Source organism: Planctomyces sp. SH-PL14 (assembly GCF_001610835.1).
Taxonomy (GTDB): domain Bacteria; phylum Planctomycetota; class Planctomycetia; order Planctomycetales; family Planctomycetaceae; genus Planctomyces_A.
The window spans coordinates 4,242,938-4,262,822 of record NZ_CP011270.1 but is presented as its reverse complement, the minus strand read 5'-3'; the positions used below and the strand labels follow the sequence as shown (position 1 = coordinate 4,262,822).

The 19,885-nt window shown below is 65.8% G+C and carries 13 protein-coding genes; 4 read left to right on the top strand and 9 right to left on the bottom strand.

Features of this window, described 5'->3' with window-relative positions; genetic code table 11:
* Positions 1-137 precede the first annotated feature (137 nt).
* From VT03_RS16405 to VT03_RS16390, 4 genes are all read left to right on the top strand, one after another.
* Entirely contained in the window at positions 138-2,564 is a 2,427-nt protein-coding gene (locus tag VT03_RS16405) for a VWA domain-containing protein (RefSeq protein WP_075093975.1), read from the top strand.
* Positions 2,565-3,222: 658 nt separating this feature from the next.
* Positions 3,223-3,579, top strand: coding sequence for an STAS domain-containing protein (locus tag VT03_RS16400; protein WP_075093974.1), 357 nt, complete (start codon positions 3,223-3,225; stop codon positions 3,577-3,579).
* Positions 3,580-3,655: 76 nt separating this feature from the next.
* Positions 3,656-4,069 carry an ATP-binding protein gene (locus VT03_RS16395; RefSeq protein WP_075093973.1) on the top strand — a complete coding sequence of 138 codons (414 nt, stop codon included), beginning with the start codon at positions 3,656-3,658 and terminating at the stop codon, positions 4,067-4,069.
* Between the two features lie 409 nt (positions 4,070-4,478).
* Entirely contained in the window at positions 4,479-5,615 is a 1,137-nt protein-coding gene (locus VT03_RS16390; RefSeq protein ID WP_082846269.1) for a DNA topoisomerase IB, read from the top strand.
* Between the two features lie 25 nt (positions 5,616-5,640).
* Here the strand turns inward: VT03_RS16390 and VT03_RS33560 are convergent, their stop codons facing one another.
* The 9 genes from VT03_RS33560 to VT03_RS16350 form a co-directional block, all read right to left on the bottom strand.
* A complete protein-coding gene (locus tag VT03_RS33560; protein ID WP_075093972.1) occupies positions 5,641-6,030 on the bottom strand; it encodes a hypothetical protein in 390 nt (129 codons plus the stop codon).
* A 52-nt stretch (positions 6,031-6,082) separates the two neighbouring features.
* Positions 6,083-6,826 (bottom strand): hypothetical protein, encoded by a 744-nt coding sequence (locus tag VT03_RS16380; protein WP_075093971.1) that lies wholly within the window; start codon positions 6,824-6,826, stop codon positions 6,083-6,085.
* 181 nt (positions 6,827-7,007) lie between these two features.
* Positions 7,008-7,541: a type 1 glutamine amidotransferase domain-containing protein gene (locus tag VT03_RS16375; protein WP_082846267.1), complete on the bottom strand. Its 534-nt coding sequence runs from the start codon at positions 7,539-7,541 to the stop codon at positions 7,008-7,010.
* Positions 7,542-7,710: 169 nt separating this feature from the next.
* Positions 7,711-8,130, bottom strand: coding sequence for a secondary thiamine-phosphate synthase enzyme YjbQ (locus VT03_RS16370; RefSeq protein ID WP_075093970.1), 420 nt, complete (start codon positions 8,128-8,130; stop codon positions 7,711-7,713).
* Between the two features lie 565 nt (positions 8,131-8,695).
* Positions 8,696-13,093, bottom strand: a complete 4,398-nt coding sequence (locus VT03_RS33555) for a hypothetical protein (RefSeq protein WP_156514548.1) — start codon at positions 13,091-13,093, stop codon at positions 8,696-8,698.
* On the bottom strand, positions 12,976-14,034 hold the full coding sequence (locus VT03_RS16365) for a WD40 repeat domain-containing protein (RefSeq protein WP_075093969.1): 1,059 nt from the start codon (positions 14,032-14,034) through the stop codon (positions 12,976-12,978). Before VT03_RS16365 ends, VT03_RS33555 begins: the two co-directional genes overlap by 118 nt.
* A gap of 605 nt (positions 14,035-14,639) precedes the next feature.
* Positions 14,640-17,459 (bottom strand): c-type cytochrome domain-containing protein, encoded by a 2,820-nt coding sequence (locus VT03_RS16360; RefSeq protein ID WP_075093968.1) that lies wholly within the window; start codon positions 17,457-17,459, stop codon positions 14,640-14,642.
* Between the two features lie 48 nt (positions 17,460-17,507).
* The gene (locus VT03_RS16355; protein WP_075093967.1) at positions 17,508-18,695 is read right to left on the bottom strand and encodes an FG-GAP repeat domain-containing protein; all 1,188 of its coding nucleotides are present in this window, start codon (positions 18,693-18,695) and stop codon (positions 17,508-17,510) included.
* A 394-nt stretch (positions 18,696-19,089) separates the two neighbouring features.
* The gene (locus VT03_RS16350; protein WP_075093966.1) at positions 19,090-19,881 is read right to left on the bottom strand and encodes a glycerophosphodiester phosphodiesterase; all 792 of its coding nucleotides are present in this window, start codon (positions 19,879-19,881) and stop codon (positions 19,090-19,092) included.
* Positions 19,882-19,885 lie beyond the last annotated feature (4 nt).

The window sequence follows — 19,885 nt, the reverse complement described above, 5'->3', positions numbered from 1 at the left end:
GCACGTTGGGTTTGAGCGAGCAGAGTCGTGCCGGCAAGGACGCGGTTCGAGAGAACTGAACCAGTCCCGCCCCATAGCTGATTTCGCGGGAGCGACATGGCTACCGTCCCGCTCCGCTCCCCCTCTATTCTGATCGCATGGACTGGCTGCGATCGTGGTTCGAGTGGTACTTCCGGCTGGACCCGGCCGCGCCCGGCCAGGGGACCGCTTGGGATCTGGTTCTCCGCTCCTCCTGGTTCTCTCGCCCCGCCGTTCTCTGGACCGGGGGAATCGCCCTGGCCGGACTCGTCGTCGCCGCCTATCTGCGGCAGACGCGGCATCTCTCGCTCCTTCAAAGAATCGGCCTGATCGCCCTCCGTTTCGCAGCCCTGGCTCTGATCGGCTTGGCCCTGACCGAAGCGGCGCTCCAGGTGACCCGCACCGGTCTCCCGTTCATCGCCGTCCTGATCGACACCTCAGGCAGCATGGGCCTTCCCGATCGAGCCCCCACGACCGCCAGTCCCGCGGCGAACTCCGGGACCTCGACCACACGGCTCCAGTCCGCTCAGGCGGTCCTCCTCGATCGAGAAGGGGAGCGTCTCCGCGAGCTGGGACAGCGGCACCGCCTGCGGCTCTACGAGTTCTCCGAGTCCGCCAACCCGATCAACGCCGAGCTCGACTCCCCTCAGGCCCTCGCCGAAGCGGTCCGGGGCCTGAAACCGCTCGGCCTCTCGACCCGCCCCGGAGCCGCGCTCAAAGAGGTCCTCGAAGAGTTCCGCGGCGTCCCCCCGACCGCGATCGTCCTCCTCTCCGACGGCGTGGCGAGCACCAGCGAAGCGGACCGGGCCTCGGCGGCCGTCGACCTGGCCCGGCAGATGTCGGTCCCGGTCCTGACCGTCCCGGTCGGCAGCGACCGGCCGGTCCTCGACCTTCAGGCGTACGACCTGCTGGCCGAGGACGTGATCCTCCTCGGCGACCCGGCGGCGCTCTCGTTCCGGGTCCGGCCGCACGGCGGGTCCGGCCGCCCGATCGAAGCGGAACTGTGGTCCGCGGACGGCACGGGTCCGCTCGCCCGGACACAGGAGGTCGCCAGCCAGGAGGGACAGCCGGTCAACATGGAGCTGAGCTACGTCCCGCCCGCCGAAGGGGAGCTGGAGCTGCTTGTCAAAGTCAAACCGTGGACCGAGGAGCAGGAGACGGAAAACAACGTCCTCCGCAAGCGGATCCAGGTCCGGCGGGAGAAGATCCGCGTGCTGCTGGTGGAGCGGCTCCCCCGCTGGGAGTTCCGACATCTCAAGCCGGTCCTGGAACGGGACGACTCGATCGAGCTCAGAACGGTTCTCCAGGAGTCCGACCCGGAATACGTCCAGGAAGACCGGACCGCCCTGCCGCGATTCCCGACGACGACGGAGGAGCTGTTCCAGTACGACGTCGTGATCCTGGGGGACGTCGATCCGGAGTATTTCAATCCGCAGTCGCTCGAGCACCTGCGGGAGTTCGTCCGGGAGCGGGGGGGCGGTCTCCTGATGGTCGCCGGGCCCCGCTTCAACCCGGCCGCCTTCGCCCGAACTCCGTTGGAAACACTCTCGCCCGTCGAGCTCGATGCCGTCCGGGCGCCGGAGCCGACTTCCCTGCTGAACGGATTCCGGATGGAGCGGACGATCGAGGGGCGGGCGCATCCGCTCCTGCGGCTCACCGACAGCGGGACCTCGGCCGACGCCGCCTGGGCCGAGCTTCCGCCGATGTACTGGTTCCTGGAGTGCCGCCGGCGGAAAGCGGGCGCCCAGGCCCTCACAGTGCATCCACAGGCCCGCGGAGAGGACGGAAAGCTCCCGCTCATCGTCTGGCAGCGTTTCGGGGCGGGGCAGGTCCTGTTTCATGCCACGGACGAGCTGTGGCAGTGGCGGCGACAGCCGGGGGATTCGTTCTATCCCCGGTACTGGAGCCAGGCGATGCGGGCCCTCAGCCGGGCCAAGCTGCTGGGGGCGAGTCGCGGAGTCCAGCTCACGACCGATCGAACGGCCTATCACGTCGGCGATCCGGTCCGGATCCGGGTTCAGGTCCTCGACGGCCGTTCGCTGGGGGGCGGAACCGCGGGCGGCGCAACGGGAAAGCCGGCCCAGGTCATCGTTGAAGCCCGCCCCGGCGGCGGGCGAGGGGGCGACGGCAGCGGCGGGACCCCACGGAGGGAGACAATCGAGCTCGCCCCCCGTCCCGATACGCCCCAGCTCTACGAGGGAACCGCGGCCGGCCTCGGCGCGGGGACATACCGGGTCTGGCTGGCCGATCCGACAAACCCCGAGTCTCCGCCTGCCGCCGAGTTTCAGGTGGAGCTCCCGAACCGCGAACTCCAGCAGCGAGGGGTCGACCGGGCGGACCTGGCGCGGACCGCGCAGCAGACCCGCGGCAAGATGTACGAGCTGGAACAGTTCGATCGGCTGGTCCAGGAGATCCCCCGCGGTCAGCCGATCGCGCTCGCCGCGGCTGAGCGGATCCCGCTCTGGAATCGCTGGGAGCTGTTCACGCTGCTCCTGCTCGTCCTGGGAACGGAATGGCTCTGGCGGCAGCGTCTGGGACTGACGTGAGATCCCTGCCAAAAGATTCCGATACGTCCTTCCTCAAGGAGGCAACGCCGACGTTCCTCTCCTCTCTCTAAGAATGAATTTCTATCCGTACTCCGTATGGTCGCCCCCTCTTGAGTCCGGGCACGCGGGACTCGGGCCTCAAAACCTCCATCGAAGACAATGGTTACGGCCAGTTCAGAGCGAAAAGGCCGTGTGGAAAACCGGTGAATCCTCTGTTCGTTCGTGTTCGAGAGATGTCCGCAAAGGCCGCCTCCGTTGACAGCGTTCCGAATCCGCTCGTTATCGCGTCCCCCGTTGCACCAGCGGCGAACATTTCCCTGACAGGTTTTCCACGCGCGGAAACTCCGATATCGGTTTCCGCCGGACCGCGCGGAACCGATACGGATCGAAAGCGATTGACCGATCCCGGGACGCGAGGCGGCAGACGGGAAGGAGACGGCGGCCGGTCTCTTTTGCCTTGTCGGCACAGGGGTGCGCCGGTGCCGCCCCAAGAGGCCCGATTCGACGCAACCATTGGAACACGCTTGACATTGGCATAGGGCAGAATGAAACTCAGCCGAGCAACTCTGGAGGGGCGGTCCCGTTCCTCCCCCATCGTGACAGGCCGGTGGACGCCGCATGCAATTGTCCGCCGGCACAGCAGAGACAGGCAGAGGTTATGGCTGCGGGGCAACGTCGGCTCGACATTGAAGAAGTGGGTGACGTCACGGTCGCCCGGTTCCTCGACAAGAAAATTCTGGACGAGAACAACATCCAGATGATCGGGAACCAGCTCTTCGGCCTCGTCGACGAAGACGGCCGCAAGAAGATCGTGCTGGACTTTGCCAACGTCGAGTATCTCTCGAGCGCGGCCCTCGGCAAGCTGATCACGATGAACAATAAGGTGAAAGCGGCCAAAGGAAAGCTTCGCCTGTGCAACATCCGCCCGGAGATCCTTGAGGTCTTCACCATCACCAAGCTGAACAAGGTGCTGGATATCAAGCCGGATCAGGACCAGGCCCTGGCCGGGCTGTAAGCCGTGCGACGTGAAGTTCCGGAGTCCGTTCCGAGCGTTTTCCGTCGCGGGCTGTGACCAACCGGGTTGAGGAGAGATGTCCGCAGCCGCTCAATCTGCTGTAACGATTCCCAACGACACCTCCGCTGGACTTGAGGTCCAGGAACGGATCGTCGGTCTGTTGGAGGAGCGCGGCTATCCAATGAAGGACGTCTTCAGCGTCCGTCTGGCGCTGGAGGAAGCGCTGATCAATGCCATCAAGCATGGCAACCAGATGGACCCCAACAAGTCGGTCGAGATCAGTTGGGAAGTGACCGACTCGACTGTCCGGGTGTCGATTGAGGATCAGGGGAGGGGATTCGATCCCAGCACGCTTCCCGATCCGACGCTGGAAGAGAACCTGGAGCGATCGAGCGGCCGGGGAGTGATGCTGATTCATCACTACATGACGAGTGTGGGCTATAACGACAGAGGGAACCGGATCACGATGATTAAGGAGCGCTCCGAGTAGCGCCTCGTGGTCCGTCGCTGGTTTCCCAGTTCAATCTGAAGGCAGTTTCTTCTGCGTGCTTGCCGACACGGCTCGATAGCTCAAACCCAACGTACGACGGCCGCTGGGGTCAAGGGGGTCTCACCCCCTTGCCGCCGGAGGCACTTCCATGAGGAACCGTGGGACACAACGGATGTCCCCTTTGTGGTACCCACGTTGAGGACTCCCTCACATCACACCGCTGGCTTTGCAATCCCCGCGGGTTGGTGAGGGGGCATACGACACTTTGTCCGCGCTTGGACACGTGCTCCTTCAGACATCTCTCGACGGCCAGGCCTCCGGCGGGCAAGAGGGCGTTGCCCCCTTGCATCCCCCACCAGGGTGCCCCTGGACCCGGTGATTTGGAACAGTGGTTGCAACTCTGTCCTACATGCCCACGAAACCCTCCCGCCGACATCGGACACGCCTCCAAACCCGCGTCGTCCACCGCGCCATCGTTGAAACCGAAACATTCACCACGGTCGTCGCCCAGTCAAAGGAGTCGATCAGCGCGGCACGCCTCCACTACGTCTCCGACAACAACCCCGGCCTCTCCCGCCGCCGCCGCGGAACCGGCTTCCAATATCTTTCTCCCACCCGCCGCCCCGTCCGCGACAAGAAAGTCCTCAAACGGATCGCTGCCCTCGTCATCCCCCCCGCCTGGACCGACGTCTGGATCTGCGTCGATCCCAATGGCCACATCCAGGCCACCGGCCTCGACGCCCGCCACCGCAAGCAGTACCGCTACCACCCCCGCTGGCGACAGGTCCGCGACGCCGCCAAGTACGAACGGATGATCGACTTCGCCGAGGCCCTCCCGCGGATCCGCGAACAGGTCAACAAAGACCTCGCCCGACAGGGCCTCCCCCGCGAGCGGGTCCTGGCCGCCGTCGTCCGCCTTCTGGAGACAACGCTTATCCGCGTCGGGAACGAGGAGTACGCGGACAGCAACAAGTCGTTCGGCCTGACAACGCTCCGCAACCGCCACGTCGACGTCACCGGCACTCGGATCGTCTTCGAGTTCCGCGGTAAAAGCGGCGTCGAGCACGAGATCGACCTGCGGGATGATCGTCTGGCCCGCATCGTCCGCCAGTGCCAGGACCTCCCGGGGCAGGAACTCTTCGGCTACGTCGATGATGACGACGAGCCGCGCGACGTCCGGTCCACGGACGTGAACGAGTACCTCAAGGAAATCAGCGGCCAGGACTTCACGGCCAAGGATTTCCGGACTTGGGCGGGAACGGTCCTCGCGGCCGAGACATTTGCCGGACTCGAGCGAGCGAGTTCCGAGACCGCGATCAAGAAGCAGGTCGCCGAGGCGATCTCCGAGGTGGCGACCCATCTCGGCAACACCCGCGCCGTCTGCCGCAAGTGCTACATCCATCCGGCGATTATCGAGGCCTTCACGGGCGCGACGCTGACAATCCGCATCCGCCGCTCGGTCCGGTCCCGCGTTACGACCAAGCTCTCCTCACAGGAGTCCGCCGTCTTGCGGTTCCTGAAGCGGGTTCGGAAGAAGGCCTCCTGACGTTTCCTTGCGCTCGGGAGAACCCCTAGGTTCGCGGAGGTGGCTCCAGCGGATGATCGAGGTAAGGATCTCTTCCGCGCATCCGAAGCCAGAGTGCGATTCCCCAATAGAGAGGCGGCAGCAGCGGTCCCCAGCACTCAAACTGCCGAACGTGATGCCGCTCATGCTCGCGGCTTGCTTCCAGACAGAGCGCGTCGCGGGCCAGGATGACATGCCCCAGCGTCATCGCGGTGCCGCCCTGGCGAAGCCGGCCTCCACGCAACAGCCACGCCACGAGACCGCCGTGGGCCTCGATCACTCCGTGATGAAGCCCCACTGACCCACCCGTCAGCCGGGCCGCCGCGGCAAGAAGCAGCCCCACCGTCGTCACGGGGAATGCCCAGAGGTATCCGATCGACTTGAGCGGGAATGCCAACGCCAGACCTCGTGCAGCAGGAGTCTGGAAGGAGTGACACGACTCGGTCCGGTCAGTACCGGACGAGATACCAGTTCTCTTTCAAACGGACCCAGGACCTGGCGGGTGCGCGGTGTCGTTCGGTGATTCCACGGCACTCCTTGGGAACGGTGCCGTGGGGGTGAAACTCGACCATACGGTCGTGGCACGCCGCCAGATCAAACTGGAGCGCTCCCTCGCGCGTCCGGTAGATCAGGCGGCCCAGATCCTCTTGGAAGGGGTCAGAGTCATGCGGCCCTCGTTTCAACAGGACCCGCGGCCACTGCTCCGGATCGACAAAATAGGATCCCCCGGACTTGAGGACCACCGGAGCTTTCGGCCAGTTCGCATCGACTTCACTTCCGATCGCTTCGATGCGCGGCAGCAGACTCCGGACTTGCCGCTCGACCTTCCAATCGTCCACTCGGCGATGAATGCCAAGGAACATCCCCCACGCGGCCAAGACGAGACCCAGAGCGAATCCGGACCGGATGTCGTGCCGAACGAGAGCCCGGATGACGATCCAGAGACTGGCCGCGCCTCCGATGACAAAGACAGACGACATTCCGAGGACGCGAATTCCAATGGGGTTCCAGGATACGGGCCGAAGATGCTCCAGGATCCCGATATCTTCGGCGAGCCAGGTATCGGAGACCCAGAATCCGACGGGCAGACGCAGGAAGATCGGCGTTCGAAAGAGGCTGTTGGCGTAACTGGCGTCGACCGCCGCCCACGAGAGCAGGATGACGACGGCGGCGACCACCGCCGCGAGGGCCATACGGTCCCCAATCCGCGCGGCGCGCGCCGTCGAGTCCCCCACCGCTGACGCTCCCGTGCATCACAAGACCGCGGCCCGCCCCAGTGCGGTCCTGGTGCAGGCAGAACGGAGAACCGTCAGCAGCGGATCAATCCTTCAGAACCGGTCTTTTCCGGACGCGGGAGGAGCGTCCGTGGAGCTTCTACTTCGCCGTCAGGACCTGAAGCATTCCGACGGCAAAATCCGGCAGGTCGTCCGGCTTGCGGCTGGAGACGAAGTGGCGGTCGACGACCACCGACTTGTCCTCCCAGATCGCGCCGGCATTCTCCAGGTCGTCCTTGATCCCCGGCGATCCGGTCACCCGCACACCCCGGTACACCTTGGCCGAGATCGGCATCCAGCCGCCGTGACAGATGGCGGCGATCAACTTCTTCTGACGGTCGAACTCGCGGATCAGCTCCAGAACCTTCGGGTCGCGACGGAGCTTGTCCGGCATGAAGCCGCCAGGGCAGAGCACCCCGGCGAAGTCCTCCGCCTTCATATCGGCGATCGCCGCGTCGGAGACGCACGGGTAACCGTTCTTCCCCTCGTACTTGGTCCCCGCTTCCTGCCCCGCCAGAGTCACCTTGGCTCCCGCCTCTTCCATCCGGAGCTTCGGGTACCAGAGCTCCAGGTCCTCATAGATGTCGCCGACAAAACAGAGGATTCGCTGGTTTTCGAGCGGTCGAGCGGCCATCGGAACATCTCCTGCGGAACGGAATCGCGTCAGGCTACCGAGTTCGGGTCGCTTGAGAAACGCACCTCCGGACGGCGGGCCTTTCAGCACATCGGGTGCCTGCGGTGGTTGGGGCCGTTTCTCTTCTCCCGGCTCTTCGCTCCCAAGCTCCCGGAGAGCCGATCGGTGCTCACTCCCCTTGCAGCGTGACGACAAGCGACCGAGGCCCGCCCCGATCGCGATGCTCGCAGAGATAGATCCCCTGCCACGTCCCCAGCAGCAGCTTCCCCCGCGAGATCGGAATCGAAACGCTCGACCCCATCAGCGACGCCTTCACGTGGGCCGGCATGTCGTCCGGTCCCTCCAGCGTATGCACGTAGGGAGCGCTCTCGGGGGCCAGCCGGTTCAGCGACATCTCCATGTCCGTCCGGACATCCGGATCGGCATTCTCATTGATCGTCAGTGACGCTGAGGTATGCAGAATGAAGACGTGCATCAGCCCGGTCTCGATCTTCGGCAGATCGACAGCCGCACGCAGGACGTGATGCGTCACGAGATGAACGCCGCGTGAGAAAGCGGGCAGGGCAAAACGGTACTGAAACCAGGACATGGGCAACCTCGGTCGCATCTCGCTTCTGCGAGAGGAGCAGGTGGAGACGGAGTGATCGGCACGGGAAACCGACCCCCGTCGTCCGCAGAAATGCCGCGAGGATAGGACGTCCGGCAGAACCTCGACAACGCCGCGAGAGACTTCGCTGAAGAGTGGTCGGTCAGAAGGGGGCCTGATCTTGCTGGCTCGAACCACGTCCTTGCCGGCACGACTCGATTGCTCAAACCCAACGTGCGACGGCAGCCTGGGGTCAAGGGGGCCCCGCCCCCTTGCCGCCGGAGGCACTTCCATGAGGAACCGTGGTAAACAACGGATGTCCCCTTTGTGGTGCCAGCGTTGAGGACTCCTCTACACCACACAGCCAGCCCTGGAATCCCCGCGTGTTGGTGAGAGGGGCATACGACACGGCGTCCGCGTTTGGACATCCACTCCTTCAGACATCTCTCGACGGCCAGGCCTCCGGCGGGCAAAGGGCCAGAAAAACAACACAGGCCCCTCTGCACTCCCCACCAGGGGTGACCCCCTGGACCCCGGTTGAAGTGACTCGGCAGACGGCATCGGACGGCTACTGAGCCCCGATCCGCAGGTCGCTCACACTGTCCAGAAACTGCAGCATCTCAATCTGCGTCGGATACGTCTTTTGCGTCACCAGCTCCCGCAGATCAATCTGCCGCGCCAGCTCACCCATCCGCTGCGTCTTGGGGAGCGAGTGTTCGAGGGCCGACAGGAACTGCGACTCCGGAGGCTGCTTCCCAGGACCGTCCCACTTCGAAACCGCAATCCCCAGGTGCGGTGCCCGCGGCCAGATGTCCGGCGTCCGCGGCAACCCGCCGCGGTCGAGATCCAGGAAGATCACGTGCGCCCCATAGCCCTGCAGGAGCAATGTCTGCAGGATCTGGCCGGTGAGATGGCTCGACAGCGACCGCTTGGGGTCGATCCCCCCGAGGACGAAATCTCCTTCGTTCTCGATCGAGTGGATCTCCCCGTGGTAGTAGATCATCAGGACCGCGTTCGACCGGGCGTTCTCCCCCTTGGGCATCTGCCAGACCGCGCTCACGATCGTGTTCTGCATCGCCTTCGGAGAATTGTTGGGAGCCGTGAAGACGAAGATCTTCCGGAACGCCTTCGACTCCCACAGCTCCTCGGTCTGGTCCCCCTGCGAGCCGGAGACCACCTGCAGCGCCGCCCGGGCCCGGCTCTTGAGCTCGGCCGGGTTGCTGGAGCCAAGCAGGACCAGATACAGGTTCTGTTCCGTCTCGAACCGCTCGGTCTCCGCCACGTAGTCGAGCGAAGAGCTCACCTCGGTGGCGAGCGGGCCGTTCATCCGGAAGAACTCGATCCGGATCCGGTTCCGCGGATCGCTGAGGAGGATGCTGGTCCGGAACTTGAGTCCTTCGGCTGCCGCTCCCCCTCCCCCTTCGTCCGCCTTGGGCTTCCCCGCCGCGGCATCAATGCGGATCGGCACCGTCGGGAACAGATAGCTGTTGACCCACACGCGGGCGAAGAGCTGCTCCTTGGCGGCGTCGAAATTCCGCACCCGGACCGAGCCGACCAGCTCGGCGCGGGACTGCGGGATCCCCTTGACGGCCCGCGCTCCCTTGAGGGGGACGCCGCCGATGCTGGCAAGCTCGAACGACACCGGCGGCGGCGTGTAGGAGACGACCATCCGCCGCTTCTCGCCGAATCCGCTGCTGTTGCGGGTCGTCAGGACAATCTCGTTCGAGCCCTCGAAGAGCTCCAGCGGAAGGGTCTGGACCGACCCGTCGATCGCAAGCTGATCGGCGGTCAGTACCCCCTCTTCGAACTGGCCGCGGTTGCCGTTGGCCCGCAGCTCGTAGCGGAGCTCGGCCGGAACCTTGGACTTCACGGTGTACTGAAGCGCGAGCCGGGCCGTGTCGACCCGTTCGATCGGATTGACGATTGCCAGGACCGGCAGCGGCGGGGGAGGCTCGGGGGGCTTCTTCGAGACGAACCGGTGCTCGACCGGGACGAGCGCGACCCCTTCGTCGTTCCGGGCATGGACGCGGACGATGTGTTCCCCTTCCATGATCCCGATCGGTCCGCTCTTGAGCTCCCAGATCCGGGAGTCGCCGGCATCTTGAGCGATCGGCAACTGCCGGACTTCGTTCGTGCCGTCGATCACGAGCCATGCCTCACGGAGCTGGCCTTCGGACCGGATCTTCGCACTGACCGCGAGCGGCTCTCCGACCAGTTCTTCGGGACCCTCAAGGGAGAGCACCCGCGGCGGGCGGCGGTACTCCCGCATCAGCGAGGCTCCCTGGGCCTCGGCACTCCACTCGTTCTCGACGCGGACCGAGAGCGTGTTCCGCCCCCCATCCAGTGTCATCGGAATCGAGACCCGGTGTTCGCCCGGCTCGGCCCGGTCGAACGTGACCTGGTCCGCCGGAAGCTCCTTGTCGTTGAGCCGGAACGTGATCCGGTAGGGGTGCTCCATCGGTCCCTGCAGCACAGCCGTCGCCAGGACGACCTGATCGTCATAGTCGGCGATCAGCACGTCCTCGCTGGCGGTCATGCCGTCGGGAAGATCCTGGAGAGACCTCACGGTCGTCGTGAAGGTTTCCACCCGCGGCGGCGGAAGGGCGTAGCGGAGAGTCAACCGCTTCTCGTCGACCTCGTTCTTCACCGCAGCCCGGAGAACAACGCTCTGAGACCCCGGATCCAGCTCGACGACCTCATCGAAGGTGAAGTCTTTGGTCATGCCAGGCTTGAGGTTCGGAAGCTGTCGAGCATTGTTCCCCACGACCAGCGTCGCGGAATCGATCGGCATCATCCCCCGAACGGTTCCCTTGATGCGGACGCGCCGCTGGGCGGTGTCGTAGGCCGTCTCATGGAGCGTCAGGGGCGCGGGAGCGCCGTCATACGGGACCGTCTCGACTTCGGTCACTTCGATCCGCGGAGCCATCGGCGGGATCGCGCGGCGGACGAAGAAGGTCCGCCGGACCGTCTCCCGCTCCCGGACACTGTCCGGCGCCGAGGCATTCCAGGCGACCAGCTCGACCAGGTTCTCACCCGGCAGGAGGGCGATCGCCTGCTCGACGTTGAGCGTCTCACGGGAATCCCAGGTCTTGACCGACTCCTTCTTGGCGCCCGCCCCGGCCTGCCGGACGAGGAGTTCGACGCGAAGCGGCTCCGTGGAGGGGAGCGCCTTGGCCTTCAGGGCGTAGGTCTCCGAATCGATCTCCCCGTCACCGGGGAGCGCCAGCTCCAGAGACGGCGGAGTCGGGATGAACTCCGCCGGGTGCGTCTGAACCACTTCCCGATCGGGGGTCGCCAGCCGGACCGAAACGACATGCCGGCCGCGGCCCCACTTCCCCTTCGAGAGATCCGCGGACCACGTGTCGGCCGCCTCCTGGACGAGCGGGACGGCGGCCCCATCGTCGAGGATCCCTTCCATCCGGCGGATCCGCCGGACCGTCACGCCGCTGACCGTGGCGACGAGATCGACATCCCCATTCTTGAGCTGCGACGCCCCTTCGACGTCGACCTCCACCGCCTGCCCATCCCGCCGCCGGAGCCGGATCGAGACCTTGGGGTTCTCCTGGACGGCGGGAGCGACGAGGTCCTGCGCATCGATGAGCGACTTGAGGAGGTTGCGGCGGAAGAAGGCCTCGCGGTACTCGCCGATCGCGGCAAAGCGGGCCGGCTCGGCCTTCTCGCCGGTATTGAAATGCCACCCCAGCCAGCGGTCCACATCGGCTCCGATCGCGTCGAAGTTTCCGAGCGGATGCCAGCCGATCCACTGCCAGCGGTCGGCCCGGTTGCCGGGAGCGACGAACAGCGTGAACAGGGGCTTGGATTCGTCGATCGCCTGGCTGACCGGGCAGCGGACCGTCTGCTGCTGATTGCCCCGCGTCAGCGTCACTTCCACGTTCGAGCCGGGCTTCTGCTCCTGCACGTTCCCGTAAAACTCCTTCGCCGACACCGCGGGAAAATCTCCCATGCCGGTGCGGACCGAGACGATCACGTCACCCTTCTTGAGCGGCAGGGAGGCGGGCGCGGCGCCGACCACGACCTTTCCGGCGTCGTTGTGGACCTCGAGGCCGGCAATCCGTCCGTAGAGGCCGAGGACCTTCTTCTCAAGGTTGGCGACCGTCCAGACCGCCACACTCCGGTCGGCGGCGGCGGAGACGAGCATCCGGCCGTCGGCGGAGAACGAGAGGGAGCGGATCCGCTCCGTGTGCCCCACGCACCACCGGGTCTCTTCGCCCGTGTCGCCCCGGAGGATCTGCAGCCGCGGCTGTCCGTTCTGGTGGGTCGCAACCGCCACGAGCGGAACGGAGCAGGCCGGAGATTCCGGACAGACCGCCGCCGCGCTGACGACCGAGCCGGCCGGAATCGGGAAACGGAATGCGATTCCTTCCGGCCCCTTCACGGCCAGCTGGTTCCCCTGTTCCGGAGTGACCGACCAGCCGGTCGCATCCGCTGTGGCCGCCTGCCACCCCTCCCCGGCCGTACCGACACCGCGGTTCGCGAAATCGAGGATGAGCGGCGCCGCGCCTTCGGTCTCAGGGGTGAGCCGCAGTCCCCACTCGTCCCCACGGCGGACGAACTCCGCTCCCTTCAACGGGATCCCCGCGCTTCGCAGGATCTGCGGCTGAGCAAGGTTTCCTGCGGCGAGCTGCGCGACCTCGTAGACCGCAATCTCGTTCCCGGACCCGCCGAAGAAGGCCGCCAGCCGTCCGTCCGCCGAGACCGCCATCGAGGGTTGGCGGATCGGTCCTGTCCACGGGAGGGGGACCTCGCGGACCGTCGTGTAGGGACTGCTGGCCTCGGTCAGGACGAGGCGATACTCCCCAAGTCCGTCCGGAAGATACTTCGTGACGATCAGCGCGATCCGGGCCGGCCGCCCGTTAGCAGCGGGGACCAGGGCCGCTGCGCTGACGAGGTTGTTCTGCTGCCCGTTGACACTCGCGACCTGGAGCTTGCGATAGAGATCACCCACGAGCGCGGGGAGCGGCCCCGGGCGGCCCCCGGAAGCGACCAGACGCCGACATCGGCGTGGCCGCCGGTCAGCAGCTGGACGTCGTTCCCCGGAAGTCCAAGGATCGTCAGCAGGTTGGGACTGGTCGGCCCGGCGACGATCAGCCCTTCGGCCGGATCCCACAGGCGGAGCTGGTTGTCACCCAGCCCGAGAGCGACCCGGACCTGCTCCGTCTTCGTCCCGGTCCGCCACGCGGCCAGTCCCGGGCGGAAGCCCTGGAGCAGCGGGAGGGGAACCGGCTGACCGGGTTTGCCGCTGGGAACCTGCTTCAATTCCGCAATCGTCGTCGCTTTGGCGACATCCCAGGCCCGTCCGCGCGGCACCAGTTCGGAGTTCCCCGAAACCCGTTCTTCGGCCACCGAAACGAGGACCGGAGCGCCGGGCCCCTTGGCGAAGGTCATCGACTGGACCGGACCGCGATGCCCCCGGAGGAGCGTCACGGCGCGGGTCGTGGTGTTGAAGACATAGATCATCCCCTCGTCGAGGATCGACTCCTCGCTGAGGAGACCGGCGGGCAGGATGAAGCCGGTCGAGCGTTCGTCCGACATATCGCGGGCGTGCGACTGTCCCGCGGCGGCGAGCCACTGGCCGTCCTCCGTGAGGGCGATCGCGTTGAGCCCGCCGTAGGTTCCCGACCCGGTCGGGACGCGGAACGTCGCCTCGGGACGGTACTCGAATGTCCCCTTGGCGTTCCGTTCCCAGACCAGGACCGCCTTGTCCCATCCGCCGGCATAGAGCCGCTGGCCGTCGGGGCTGAACAGGACGCCGCTGATGTAGCTCCGCGGTCCGCCGGTCTCCAACCGCAGGAGCGGCGACTTGCTTCCGGGTGGAAGGGCCCTTTCCTGCGCGAAGAGCGCGGAGGACGAGAACAGCAGCACAAGACCCAGCAACGCGGCACGCATGACGACACCCAACCCTGAAGACCCTGTGTTTCTACGCATGCAACATCCGTGCGGATCAACCCATAGTATGCGGTTGCCTGCGTCACAGCGTCAAACAGCGGTCCTTCCCGCGGGGGCTGCCGCACGCTGCGTCGGAGGGCGGATTGCGGGTGTGGCGTTTCGCCCGGAAGCGTGCGGGGAGTTCATGCGGACTTTCGCCGCAAATCAGCCGGGGCCGATGCGACGTCGACGGGCCTGCTCGCTGGCTTGAACCGCGTCCTTGCCGGCATAACTCGGCTTGCTCAAACCCAACGTGCGACGGCGGCCGGGGTCAAGGGGGCAACCCCTTGCCGCCGGAGGCGCTTCCATGAGGAACCGTGGTCAGCAACGGACGTTCCCTTTGTGGGACCAGCGTTGAGGACTCCTCTACACCACACAGCTGGCTTTGCAATCGCCGCGGGTTGGTGAGGGGGCATACGGCACGGTGTCCGCGCTTGGACAAGTGCTCCTTCAGAAAGATCCCTACGAGACGGGCCTCCGGCGGGCAAAGGGGCGTTGCCCCTCTGCACTCCCCACCAGGGGGCCCCTGGACCCGGTTGGGCCTGTTTGGGGACCGTTAATCGGGCTTACTTCCCGGCAACCGTCTTGGGCCGCCGAACATGCAACAGGATAGGAGCGGTCGCCTGTTCCCCTTCAACCGTCGTCCGCAAATGCACCAGCCGCGACTGATCGGGAACCCATCCGGCAGCGGTCAGGAAGAAATCCCGCTCGCTCGTGTTCTCGACCATCAGGAGACCGTTCAACCCGATGTTGTCGACGATCACCCCGTGCGGCAAGTTCCGACCGCTGTCCTCATTCCCGAACGGGATGTTGCCCGTGTAGCCGTCCCGCTGCGCAATCGCCTTCAGCATGATCGTCTGCCCCGGCTGGATCTCGAACTCAAGCGGCTTCCCCAGCTCCGAAGCAAGCGGCTTCGCGCCCCCCTCGGTGGGGACGATCGTCAGTAGGATCTTCGGCTTCGGACCGAGCTTGATCTCCCCGAGCGAGCCAGCATCGTGCGTAACCGTCCCGCCGCCGATCTCCGCCGAGGCGGTCGCCTTCGACCCCTTGGCCGCATCGTCCGTCGGAGCCACCGCATCAGCCGCCGCCATCAGGACTCCGAGAGCATTGTTCTGTCCCGCCTCGATCGTGATCGGCGAAGTCGCCGTGAAGCCCGCCGGCAGTCCGGTGAGCTCAACCCGGATCGGCCCTTCAAAGCCGTCCATCCGCTTCGCCTCGACGCGGAACTCCCGGGCACTGCCGGCCGAGACCGTCGGCTTCCCGCCATGGACGATGACCTGGAAGTCCGGCCGCCGCGGCCGGACCGTGAGGGTGTACTTGTGCTCCGGGCTCTGGAACCCGCGGACATCGCGGATCCGGATCAGGTAGTCGCCGTCGTGCGGGGCGGTGAAGGTCAGCCGCGAATCCGCCCCCAACTCCCGTCGGCCGTCGTCGTCGTTCTGAAAGTAGAGATTGAAGACCGGCAGGCCATTCGGAATCAGGTCGGTCCCGGGCGGATATGCCTGGACGATGTAGCACGGTTCACCGAGGGCATGGACGACCGGCGTGGTGTCGAAGTAACCGTACCGGTTGCCGGCACCCGGGTAGACCTTGAACCCGGAGTCCGGACCGCGGGGAGCGAGCCACAGCTTCGTGACCTCGCCGCCGGCATAGAGATATTCGTTCAGCTCCATCTCTTCCCAGTTGAAGATCCGGAAGTCGTCGCTCTGGTCGGCGTTCTTGCCGCGGAAAGTGAAGTACGAGTCCCGCACCGCCTGCAGCGTCACCTGCGGGATCCGCTGTCCCTCCGGCGTCAGGACTTCGACAAAGGAATCGAGCGGAGACTTGCTGCGGGCGGCGTTGATCTCGATGACCCACTCCTGCCCCGCCCTGGCTGTGATCCGGTACAGGTCGGCATCCGGCTGGGCGGCGTCCGAGCCGTGGATCGCGCCGGTCACGGTCGCTGGGATCGCCAGGGCCGTCGCCTGGCTCGGCAGATTGTTCGGTTCCTGTTCCGCCACGGTCGTCATCGGCATGTCGGGCATCGGCGACGCGGTCGCGACCGTTATCGGCTGCGCGGTATCGGCTGCTGGCCCTCCCTTCAGCGGGTCGATCGGAAACATCTCGACCGAGCCATCCATCCGCCCGATGACAAACCGGTCCCCGGTTCCGGCGATCGCGAGAGCCTCGGCGACTTCCGGCTGCCGCGGAAAGAGCTTGCGCTCGGTGTAGCCTTCGGTCTCCCACAGCTTGACCGTCCGGTCCTCCGCGACGGTCACGAGCTGCTTGCCGTCGGGCGTGAAGCCGAGCCGCGCGATCGCCCCTTCGTGAGCGAACCGGGCGTGGACGAGCGGATTGATCGCCGGCTTGTCGAGCGAGATCAGCTTCCAGACCCGGATGCGGTTGTCCGCCCCGGCCGCCACGACATGCTTGCCGTCCTTGGTAAAGGCAATCGCGTACTGCTCTTTGAGCGGCTGGCCGAGCGTGTCGAGCCGTTCGCCGGTCCCGATGTGCCACAGCTTGCAGGTATCGTCGGCCGACGCGCTCGCCAGGACCTGCCCATTCGGGTGGAAGGCGATGTCATAGACCGCGCCGTTGTGCCCCTCGAAAGTCCGGACGACTTCGCCCGTCTCGACGTTCCAGACGATGATCTTCCGGTCGTAGCTGCAGGTCGCCAGCAGTTTGCCGTCCGGCGAGAGCTCCGCGTCGTAAAGGATATCCCGGTGCCCCGTGATCTCGCGGAGCGGCTGCCCCGTCGCCAGATCCCACACGGTCGCCTTGCCGATGAGGCCGGCGATGCCGGAGGCCGTGATGAGCTTCGTTCCGTCCGGCGTGAAGTGGACCGCCGTCACCTTGCCCGGAAGGCCGGTGATCGGTTTCTCCGCCTCAAACTTCTCGCCGGTCTTCCGCAGGAGTTCGACCTGTCCGTATCGGGCCACCGCCAGCCGGGTTCCGTCGGCCGACCAGTCGAGGGCGGCGATCGGACGCTCCTTGGCGTGCGATTCGATCTTGGGGACGATCAGGACCGACCGGTCGGGCTCGGCTCCCGCGGGCCCCTTGGCCCCCTCTTCGACCCATCGCTTGAGGACGTCGATCTCGGCCGCCGTCGGCTGCGGCTCCCCTTCCGGGGGCATCTTCGGCTCGGAGCCCGTGAGGACGCGGATCAGCCGGCTCGACGCGGGATCGCCCGCCAGAACGGCCACCCCATGCTCGCCCCCCTTCTGGAGATCGGCGAACGTCTCCAGCGAGAGTTTTCCCTCAAGGTCGGAGCCGTTGTGGCAGCCCGCACAGTACTTCTTCAGGAGCGGCGCGACCTGCTTCTCGTAGTCGGGCGCAGGGTCATCCGCACCCCACAGCGACGCACCGAATCCCAGAACGACAACAGCGGCACCGACGAGCGAACGCATAGACCGTCTCCCATGAGACTCTGAGTATGCGGTCGGGCCGGATGTGAATCAACGAACTCCCTGATTCACATACAGCTTCAGGTTCTTCGTCGCCCGCCCTCCGGCGATGATGTCGATCTTGCCGTCGCCGGTGACGTCCGCGCACATCAGGTCTTCGACCGCCATCCCGCCGTCGTCGAGAACGTGCTTCGTCCACTTCGTCCCGGCTTCGTCGTCCGCCTCATAGATGAAGACGCCCGGCCCCTTGATCGTTCCGGTCCCCGGCTCGCGGTAGCCGGCGATCACTTCATCGTCTCCGTCCCCGTCGAGGTCGGCCGCAAAGACGCCGTGTCCCTGCTTGAAGGTGTCGTCGAGGACGATCCGCGTGGCGAGCTGGCCTTCGGGAAGCTCCGGCGGGGCGGTGTAGATCACGACCTGGTTGCCGTGCATCGGCTCGATCGTCGCCATGAAGGGCCGGCCCCCCTTGAGCTGACCGATCTTCACTTCGCCCGACCCGCGTTCCTCGGGTTTCGCTCCCTCGGCTCCGCTGCCGACCTTCCGCTTCGAGAAGCCGGTGTCGGTCTTCCGCAGCAGGTGCAGTCCTTCCTGGCTGGCGGTGAGGGTGGCGTCGATCTTGTCTCCGTTGCGATCGAGGTGCCAGTGGTTGTGCATCCGGTTGAGCGTGTCGTCGAGGACGACGTGCGGCCACGGATCGGTCTTGGGGTTGGCGGGGATCTCGAAGGCAGTCAGACGGACGCCGGTCGGGATGGTGGTGGCGTTGAGGGGGGAGACGACGAGCTGGGCCTTGTCCTTGCCGAGGACGTTGGCGAACCGCATGCGGTGGGTCCAGCCTTCGCGGCCGATGGGGTGGACGGACCATTTCTCGTCGAGGGTTTTGCCGCGGGAGAGCCACTGGATGGTGCCGATCTTGGTCCAGCCGGCTCCGAGGGCGAAGTCGACCTGGCCGTCGCCGTCGATGTCGTAGGGGGCGATGCAGACGTTGTCGCGTTCGGTCTGGTCTTCGATGACGAGGTGTGGTTTCCAGTCGGGGGCCTGGTACCAGAGGACGCGGTTCTCGGTGACGGCGACGATGTCCTGTTTGTTGTCTCCGTCGACGTCGGCGAGTGCGACGGCGTAGCAGGCGACTTTGCAGAAGTCTTTCTCGATCTCGACGGTTTTGAAGGCGGGTGGGGCGGCGAGGGCGGAGGCGGAGATGAGGGAGAGAGCGAGGCTGGCCGCGGAAGAGAGTGAGCGCATCGAAGGAATCCCTGGTTGATTCGGATGGCGAAGGAACCAGCCTACCGCGTCATCCCAAAACTCTCACCTCTGCCAATCACCGGGTCCAGGGGCACCCTGGTCAGGGAGTGCAGAGGGGAGAATCCCCTTTGCCCGCCGGAGGCCTGGCCGTCGAGAGATGTCTGAAGGAGATCGTGTCCAAGCGCGGACGTCGTGTCGTATGCCCCGTCACCAACCCACGGGGATTGCAGAGCGAGCGGTGAGTTCTCGACGCTGGTTCCACAAAGGGGGCATCCGTTGCTTTCCACGGTTCCTCATGGAAGCGCCTCCGGCGGCAAGGGGGCGAGGCCCCCTTGACCCCGGCTGCCGTCGCACGTTGGGTTTGAGCTATGGGAGCTGTGCCGGCAAGAGCGGTCTACTTTGCGAGTTGCTCCCGCAGCCACTCGGGCCGGTCCGTCGTGATTCCCTGCACCCCGATACTCACCATCCGCTTCGCCAGCGCGGCGTCGTTGACCGTCCAGACATCCAGCCGCAACGCCGCCCCCCGGACCTTGTCCGCAAACGCCTGATCAAGCTCCGGTCCCGCCTTGAGATCGAGTCCGTCGGCATGGATCTCCCTGGCCCGCGCAATCAACACCTCGGCGGTCTTCCCCTCCTTGAGGTCGCTCAGCCAGTACGCCGGCAGATCCGGCCGGGCCCGCTTCACCGCCGCCACCACCTCGGCGTTGAAACAGATGATCGGAGTCAACGCCGCCGGCCGCCCGCTCGCCTCCAGCTGCCGGATCATCTCCGGAACAATCTCCGGCCCGCACTTCACCTCCACATAGACCTTCTTCCCCTCAGGCAGCGTCGCCAGCATCTCCTGAAAGGTCGGGATCCGCTCTCCCGCAAACTGCGGCCCCTTCCACTTGCCCACATCGAGCGCCCGCAGCTGCTCGAACGTCGACTTGGCCACCAGCATCTCGCTCCCGGCGGTCCGCTTCATGTCCTTGTCATGACAGGCCACGATCTTGCCGTCGGACGTCAGGTACAGATCCAGCTCCGCCCCATCGGCGTTCTGCGCCCACGCCGCCTTGAACGAGGCCACGGTGTTCTCAGGAGCGTCGTGCGACGCGCCGCGATGAGCAATGATCTCGACCGCCGACCGCTCCGCAGCCGACACCGACAGAGAAACGAAGAGAACCACGAGACCGAACCAGCGAACCATACGA

What these genes read in the sequence shown, in the direction of transcription:
- VT03_RS16405 (WP_075093975.1), top strand. Translation starts at nt 138, where the DNA reads ATGGACTGGCTGCGATCGTGGTTCGAGTGGTACTTCCGGCTGGACCCG.
- VT03_RS16400 (WP_075093974.1), top strand. Translation starts at nt 3,223, where the DNA reads ATGGCTGCGGGGCAACGTCGGCTCGACATTGAAGAAGTGGGTGACGTC.
- VT03_RS16395 (WP_075093973.1), top strand. Translation starts at nt 3,656, where the DNA reads ATGTCCGCAGCCGCTCAATCTGCTGTAACGATTCCCAACGACACCTCC.
- VT03_RS16390 (WP_082846269.1), top strand. Translation starts at nt 4,479, where the DNA reads ATGCCCACGAAACCCTCCCGCCGACATCGGACACGCCTCCAAACCCGC.
- VT03_RS16380 (WP_075093971.1), bottom strand. Translation starts at nt 6,826, where the DNA reads ATGGCCCTCGCGGCGGTGGTCGCCGCCGTCGTCATCCTGCTCTCGTGG.
- VT03_RS16375 (WP_082846267.1), bottom strand. Translation starts at nt 7,541, where the DNA reads ATGGCCGCTCGACCGCTCGAAAACCAGCGAATCCTCTGTTTTGTCGGC.
- VT03_RS16370 (WP_075093970.1), bottom strand. Translation starts at nt 8,130, where the DNA reads ATGTCCTGGTTTCAGTACCGTTTTGCCCTGCCCGCTTTCTCACGCGGC.
- VT03_RS16365 (WP_075093969.1), bottom strand. Translation starts at nt 14,034, where the DNA reads ATGCGTGCCGCGTTGCTGGGTCTTGTGCTGCTGTTCTCGTCCTCCGCG.
- VT03_RS16360 (WP_075093968.1), bottom strand. Translation starts at nt 17,459, where the DNA reads ATGCGTTCGCTCGTCGGTGCCGCTGTTGTCGTTCTGGGATTCGGTGCG.
- VT03_RS16355 (WP_075093967.1), bottom strand. Translation starts at nt 18,695, where the DNA reads ATGCGCTCACTCTCTTCCGCGGCCAGCCTCGCTCTCTCCCTCATCTCC.
- VT03_RS16350 (WP_075093966.1), bottom strand. Translation starts at nt 19,881, where the DNA reads ATGGTTCGCTGGTTCGGTCTCGTGGTTCTCTTCGTTTCTCTGTCGGTG.